The organism is Streptomyces flaveolus (assembly GCF_014648815.1).
Taxonomy (GTDB): domain Bacteria; phylum Actinomycetota; class Actinomycetes; order Streptomycetales; family Streptomycetaceae; genus Streptomyces; species Streptomyces flaveolus.
Genome location: NZ_BMRV01000019.1, coordinates 113714 through 120215, shown reverse-complemented (window position 1 = coordinate 120215; position 6502 = coordinate 113714). Strand labels below are relative to the sequence as shown.

The window sequence follows — 6502 nt, the reverse complement described above, 5'->3', positions numbered from 1 at the left end:
GGTGCTGATCGCGGCGACCGGCGGCACGGCCCGGCACTCGCTCGTGCTGGAGCACGCACTGCGTCCGCTCTTCGCCTACCTCAAGGCCGTCGTCGTCCCGACCGGTGTCTACGCCGCCTCCGAGGACTGGGGCGCCGAGGGCCTCGACCGCCGGATCGAACGGGCCGGAGGGGAACTGGCCGCCCTGATGACCGGGCTGTCGACGGTCAGGAAGCCGGCCGGGGACACCGCCGAGGTCGTGCCCTTCGAGGAACGCCTCGCCGCGCTGCGGCCCGCCGGGTGAGATCTGGGTAAGAAGCCCGGCCGCCTGCTCACGGGGCGGCCGGCCTTGGCAGACTGGACGGGTGCCCCGGACTGTTCTGCTCGCCGAAGACGACCGCGCCATTCGGCATGCCCTGGAGCGCGCCCTCACCCTGGAGGGCTACCGGGTCACCGCGGTCGCCGACGGCGTCGAGGCGCTGGCGCAGGCGCACCGCGGGCGCCCGGACGTGCTGGTCCTCGACGTGATGATGCCGGGTATCGACGGCCTCCAGGTCTGCCGGGTGCTGCGCGCCGAGGGCGACAGCACACCGATCCTGATGCTGACGGCGCTCGTGGAGACCGCGGACCGCATCGCGGGCCTGGACGCGGGTGCCGACGACTACGTGGTCAAGCCGTTCGACATCGAGGAGGTCTTCGCCCGGCTGCGCGCGCTGCTGCGCCGCACCGACCGGACGGAGACGGACGGGGACGGGGACGCCCCGGTGGCGGGGGAGGACGTGCCCGGGCAGGGTCCGGAACGCGGGGAGCGCGACGGCCGGTACCTGGAGGCGGTCGGGCTGCGCATGGACCCGGGGGCCCGCCGTGCCTGGCGGGGCGAGCGGGAGCTGGAGCTGACCCGCACCGAGTTCGAGCTGCTGGAACTGCTGGTCCGCAACGCGGGCATCGTGCTCGACCACTCCACGATCTACGACCGCATCTGGGGCTACGACTTCGGCCCCGGCTCGAAGAACCTCGCCGTCTACGTCGGCTATCTGCGCCGCAAGCTCGACCAGCCGGACGCGCCGCAGCTGATCCAGACCGTGCGCGGGGTGGGTTACGTGCTGCGGGAGGGCTGAGTGGGCGCCTCGCCCCGCCCGGGTGGCCGGGGGCGGCGGCCGCGGCTGCTGTCGCTGCGGACCACGTTCGCGGTGTCGTTCGCGACGGTCACGGCCGTGGTCACGGTCCTCGTCGGCGTGCTCTCGTACAACGCCGCCGCGCGGCTGGTGCGGGTGGACCAGGAGTCCGTCTTCGACCAGGTCGTGCAGGATCTGCGCGCCGAGGTACGCCAGCGGCCGATGTCGCCCGGCGACTTCTCCTCGTCCGCGCCCGGTCACGACATCGTGCGCCCGGCCCGTACGGACGTGCAGGTGCTCGGGCCGGACGGCCAGGTCTCCGACCCGGCCGGCCGCCGGCTGCCGGTGACCGGCGACGACCGGCGGACGGCGGGTGCCGCGGTGGCCGGGCGGATGGTGCAGCACAAGGACGTGGACGTCGGCCACGACGTCTACCGGATCGCGACCGTCGCCCTCGGTGACGGCCGGGGTGCCGTGCAGGTGGCGCAGGAGTTCAGCGACACCGAGGACCTGCTGCGGGCGCTGCAGCGGCGGACGCTGGTGCTGATGGCCGCGGTGGTGACCGCCGCGGGTCTGTGCGGCTGGTGGCTGGCCCGGCGCATCACCCGGCGCCTGATCGCCCTCACCTCCGCCGCCGAGGACGTCGCCCGCACCCGGCGGCTAGGCATCCAGGTGCCGGTCATCGGGCACGACGAGGTGGGCCGGCTGGGCCGTGCCTTCGACCGGATGCTTGGCCGGCTCGCCCAGTCGGAGGAGGACCAGCGGCGCCTGGTCCAGGACGCGGGGCACGAGCTGCGCACCCCGTTGACCTCCCTGCGCACCAACATCTCGCTGCTGCGCCGGATCGACGAGCTCCCGCCCGCCGCGCGCGAGGAACTGGTCGCCGACCTGGGGCAGGAGGCCCGGGAGCTGACCGACCTGGTCAACGAGCTGGTCGAGCTGGCGGCCGGCCAGTCCGAGGCGGAGCCGGTGCGGCCGGTCGACCTCGGCGAGATCGCGCACGAGGTGGCGACCCACGCGCGGCGCCGCACCGGGCGCGAGATCAGCGTGCGGGCGTGCGGCGACACGACGACGGACGGCCGGCCCGTCATGCTGACCCGCGCGATCTCCAACCTGGTCGAGAACGCCGCGAAGTTCGACCGGGCCGGTACGGGGCCCATCGAGGTCACCGTCGCCGGCCCGGCGCGTCCGGGCACGATCCGCGTCGAGGTCCGCGACCGCGGGCCCGGCATCACCGAGGCCGACCTGGTCCGCGTCTTCGACCGCTTCTACCGCGCCGCCGACGCCCGCTCCCAGCCCGGCTCGGGGCTCGGCCTGTCCATCGTGCGGGAGGTGGCGCTGGCACACGGCGGAACGCCGTTCGCCTTCCGGAGGGAGGGGGGTGGGTCGGTGATCGGGTTCACGGTGGGTGAGGTCCCGACGCCGGACGAACCGCCGGGGCGCGGCGCGGGCTGACGCAGGGCGCAGGCGGCGGCCCGGGTCTGCCGGTGACCCGGCGTTGCCGTCAAGGGGTGGGTCGCGCGGCCCGGCGCTGCCGGGATGCCTCACCCACCGCCCACCCGTGCCGTCCTCCGGGCCGTTCACATACTGGGGGAGGCACGACTGCCCGCGGCTGAGCCAGAAGGGGCCGTGCGGGTCAGGCCGTGCCGGTCAGTTCGTATCCCGCCTCGTCGACGGCGGCGCGGACGGCGTCCTCGTCGAGCGGGGCGGTGGAGGTGACGGTCACCTCGCCGGTGGCGGCGACGGCCTTGACCGCGGTGACGCCCGCCAGCGCGGAGATCTCCTCGGAGACCGCGCCCTCGCAGTGGCCGCACGTCATGCCGGTCACCTTGTAGACGGTGGTGGTTCCGGCGCCCTGGCCGCCCTCCGCCGTGGCACCGGAGTGGCAGGAGCCGTCGGCGGTGCAGCAGGAGCCGGAGTTCTTCTGGTCGGCGGTCATGGCGTCTCCCTCGGGGTTGTCGACGAGTGGGCAGCACGGGAGGCGCGCTTCTCGCAGCGCCTCCCGTGCTGCCCACTCTATACCCCTAGGGGGTACCCGCAAAGCGGCTCCGGGATGTGGCCGGCGCTCAGACCGACGACGTGCGGCCGTGGTCGGTGCACAGCGCCCAGATGACGAAGACGCCGACGCCGATGGAGATGATCGCCCAGAGCGGGGTGTAGGGCAGCCACATGAACTGCAGGATCACGAAGAGCGCGGTGAGCCCGACACCGAGGGCCCGCGCCCACGCCGCGCCCTTGAGCACGCCCAGGCCGGTGAGGGCGAGGAGGATGCCGAGGATCAGGTGGATCCAGCCCCAGGAGGTAAGGCTGAACTTGAAGACGTAGTCACCGACGGACGCGTAGACGTCGTCCTTCGCGATGGCTGCGATGCCGCCGAAGATGCCGAAGATGCCTTCGATGAGCATCAGCACACCGGCGAAGACGACACCGCCGGAGGCCCAGGCGCTCCTGCTGTCTCCCGGCCGGTGTCCGGTGCTGTGGCTGGCGTTGGCCATGGTCGTTCTCCGTCCCTCGAATCCACTGTGCGCGGGGGATTTCGAGTGTTGGCCCGCGACCGGGAGGCGGCGAGCGGGTGTAGGCCGTTCGAGTGAACGCATCGACGCGATCCGGCATGGAGGCGCGGCGGAAGATTGCCGGAAGTCGGCAATGCGGTGACACGAGCCGGTCGGCAGGATGGGGGCAAGGGGAGCACGTGAGACGGCTCCGATGCCGGGCACCGGCAAGTGCCCCGTCGGAGCCCGCACGTGCCGTCGCCGTCACGGGCGGGATGCGGGCAGGATCACGGGGGTACGACATGCGGACGTTCGTCGAGGCCGTCTCCGGCCGTGTCGAGGACGCCGATCCCGTGGCCTCGTTCCCGCTGCCGACGGCCCTCGCCAGGCCCGGCGCGCCCGATGCCGGTATCCGGCCCGGTGCCGTGGTTCCCCCGGTGCCCGCGTACGCGCCGACCGCGCTCGAGGACCCCGCCGACCCGGGCGCCCGGGCCGGCCTGCACGGCCTGGTCGGTGCGGACACGGCGGTCGCGGTACCCGGTGCGCGCACCGTCCCCGAGGGCCGGCGGGCCTCCGGCGGCGTGCCCGGCGGCCGGCTCGTCGACACCGCCCTGCACGCCGAACCCGACCCCGACGCCGTACGGCCGGCGCGCCGGCTCTCCCCCGACGAACACGGGCCGTCCCGGACGGCCGCCTGACTTCCGACGGCACCCGTGCCGTACCGGCCCGCACGGGCCGCCGGACCGTGCCGTACCGGCCGCCGCCGTGACGCCTCCGAGCCCCGAGCGGGCTCGCTCCTCCTAGCCGCCAAGGACGTGCTGATGAATGCCATGACCGTGGGCGCGGGCGCGCTCGTCGTCCTCTGCCTGCTCGCCGTACTCGTCGTCTCCCGGCTGTTCCGCAAGGTGGAGCAGGGCAAGGCGCTCATCGTCTCCAAGATGCGCAAGGTCGACGTGACCTTCACCGGGCAGGTCGTCCTGCCGGTGCTGCACCGGGCCGAGGTGATGGACATCTCGGTGAAGACCATAGAGATCACCCGGGCCGGCAAGGAGGGCCTGATCTGCCGGGACAACATCCGCGCGGACATCCGCATCTCGTTCTTCGTCAAGGTCAACAAGACCGTCGAGGACGTCGTCAAGGTCGCCCAGGCGGTCGGCACGGCGCGGGCGAGCGACCGCGACACCCTGCAGGAGCTGTTCCACGCGAAGTTCTCCGAGGCGCTGAAGACCGTCGGCAAGCAGTTGGACTTCACCGACCTCTACACCAAGCGCGAGGAGCTGCGGTACCGGATCATCGAGGTCATCGGCGTCGACCTCAACGGCTACCACCTGGAGGACGCGGCGATCGACTACCTGGAGCAGACGCCGCTCACCCAGCTCGACCCGGCCAACGTCCTCGACGCGCAGGGCATCCGCAAGATCACGGAACTGACGGCCGTGGAGCACGTACGCACCAACGAGGCGCAGCGCACCGAGGAGATGGAGATCACCCGGCAGAACGTCGACGCCCGGGAGGCGATCCTGGAGCTGGAGCGCCGCCAGACCGACGCGGAGATCAAGCAGCGCCGGGAGATCGAGACCGTGCGGGCCCGTGAGGAGGCCGAGACCGCGCGGGTGGTGGAGGAGGAGCGGCTGCGCGCGCAGGGCGCCTTCCTGCGCACGGAGGAGCAGCTCGGGGTCCAGCGCGAGAACCAGGCCCGGGAGGTCGCCGTCGCCGCGAAGAACCGGGAACGGGTCATCGCCGTCGAGAACGAGCGCATCGAGAAGGACCGCCTGCTGGAGGTCATCGCTCGGGAGCGGGAGACCGAGCTGACCCGGATCGCGGCCGAGAAGGAGGTCGAGGCGGAGAAGCGGGAGATCGCCGAGGTCATCCGCGAGCGGGTCGCCGTGGACCGTACGGTCGCCGAGCAGGAGGAGTCCATCAAGAAGCTCCGCGCGGTGGAGGAGGCGGAGCGGCGGCGGCAGGCCGTGATCATCGCCGCCGAGGCGGAGGCCCAGGAGAAGCTGGTCAAGGACATCAAGGCGGCGGAGGCCGCCGAGCAGGCCGCCACCCACCGTGCCGCCGAGGAACTGACCCTGGCCGAGGCCCGGCTGAAGAGCGCCGACCTGGACGCGCAGGCCAAGCTGCGGCTCGCCGAGGCCTCCCGGGCGGAGAGCGCGGCGGAGGGGCTGGCCGCCGTCGAGGTCCGTGACAAGGAGGCGGCGGTCATCGAGAAGTCCGGCCGCGCGGAGGCCGAGGCGGCCGAGGCCCGGATGCGTGCCGAGGCGGAGGGGACCCGGGCGAAGGCGCTCGCCGAGGCCGAGGGCATCGGGGAGAAGCTCAAGGCCGAGGCGGCCGGCCTGACCGAGAAGGCGGCGGCGATGGCCGCGCTCGACGAGGCGTCCCGCGCGCACGAGGAGTACCGGCTGCGTCTGGCGGCGGAGAAGGAGATCCGGCTCGCCGGACTGGACGTCCAGCGCCAGGTCGCCGAGGCGCAGGCCACCGTGCTGGCCACCGGCCTGGAGAACGCCGACATCGACATCGTCGGCGGTGAGTCGGTGTTCTTCGACCGTCTGATGTCCTCGATCGCCCTCGGCAAGGGGATCGACGGCTTCGTCCAGCACTCCGGGACCGCCCAGGCGCTCGCCAAGCCGTGGCTGGAGGGCACGTCGAACCTCGCCGACGACCTCGGCCGGATCCTCGGCTCGGTCTCCACGGCCGACGTGCAGAACCTGACCGTGTCCGCCCTGCTGATGAAGCTGATGAAGACGGGTGACGTGCAGGCCGGCCAGGTGCAGAAGCTGCTCGACAGGGCGGGGGAGCTGGGGCTCGCGGACGCGCCGCTGACGTCCCTCAACGGCAGCGCCAGGGTCTGACGGCCGCCCGACCACGTCGTTCTCCGCAGCCGCCGCCGCACAGGAGCGGCGGCCGCGGGAC

Annotated in this window: 7 protein-coding genes; 5 read left to right on the top strand and 2 right to left on the bottom strand. The window is 73.1% G+C overall.

Annotation, left to right across the window (positions count from 1 at the left end):
• The 3 genes from IEZ05_RS32330 to IEZ05_RS32320 form a co-directional block, all read left to right on the top strand.
• Positions 1 to 283: NAD(P)H-dependent oxidoreductase (locus IEZ05_RS32330; RefSeq protein WP_189233854.1), on the top strand; the 283-nt coding region annotated here is incomplete at its 5' end.
• 61 nt (positions 284 to 344) lie between these two features.
• The gene (locus IEZ05_RS32325) at positions 345 to 1097 is read left to right on the top strand and encodes a response regulator transcription factor (RefSeq protein ID WP_189233853.1); all 753 of its coding nucleotides are present in this window, start codon (positions 345 to 347) and stop codon (positions 1095 to 1097) included.
• Positions 1098 to 2549, top strand: coding sequence for a HAMP domain-containing sensor histidine kinase (locus IEZ05_RS32320; RefSeq protein ID WP_189233852.1), 1452 nt, complete (start codon positions 1098 to 1100; stop codon positions 2547 to 2549). It abuts the gene before it with no gap.
• Positions 2550 to 2730: 181 nt separating this feature from the next.
• On the opposite strand, the gene IEZ05_RS32315 is transcribed toward IEZ05_RS32320, so the two are convergent.
• Both IEZ05_RS32315 and IEZ05_RS32310 read right to left on the bottom strand, forming a co-directional pair.
• Positions 2731 to 3033, bottom strand: a complete 303-nt coding sequence (locus IEZ05_RS32315; protein ID WP_189233851.1) for a heavy-metal-associated domain-containing protein — start codon at positions 3031 to 3033, stop codon at positions 2731 to 2733.
• 127 nt (positions 3034 to 3160) lie between these two features.
• Positions 3161 to 3589 carry a DUF7144 family membrane protein gene (locus IEZ05_RS32310; protein WP_189233850.1) on the bottom strand — a complete coding sequence of 143 codons (429 nt, stop codon included), beginning with the start codon at positions 3587 to 3589 and terminating at the stop codon, positions 3161 to 3163.
• A 299-nt stretch (positions 3590 to 3888) separates the two neighbouring features.
• Between IEZ05_RS32310 and IEZ05_RS32305 the strand changes: the two genes are divergently transcribed.
• Positions 3889 to 4284, top strand: coding sequence for a hypothetical protein (locus IEZ05_RS32305; protein ID WP_189233849.1), 396 nt, complete (start codon positions 3889 to 3891; stop codon positions 4282 to 4284).
• 123 nt (positions 4285 to 4407) lie between these two features.
• Entirely contained in the window at positions 4408 to 6441 is a 2034-nt protein-coding gene (locus tag IEZ05_RS32300; RefSeq protein WP_189233848.1) for a flotillin family protein, read from the top strand.
• Positions 6442 to 6502: the final 61 nt, after the last annotated feature.

Bases quoted from the DNA above. Each gene is read 5' to 3' on its own strand.
- IEZ05_RS32310 (WP_189233850.1), bottom strand. From the start codon at position 3,589: ATGGCCAACGCCAGCCACAGCACCGGACACCGGCCGGGAGACAGCAGG.
- IEZ05_RS32300 (WP_189233848.1), top strand. From the start codon at position 4,408: ATGAATGCCATGACCGTGGGCGCGGGCGCGCTCGTCGTCCTCTGCCTG.
- IEZ05_RS32305 (WP_189233849.1), top strand. From the start codon at position 3,889: ATGCGGACGTTCGTCGAGGCCGTCTCCGGCCGTGTCGAGGACGCCGAT.
- IEZ05_RS32315 (WP_189233851.1), bottom strand. From the start codon at position 3,033: ATGACCGCCGACCAGAAGAACTCCGGCTCCTGCTGCACCGCCGACGGC.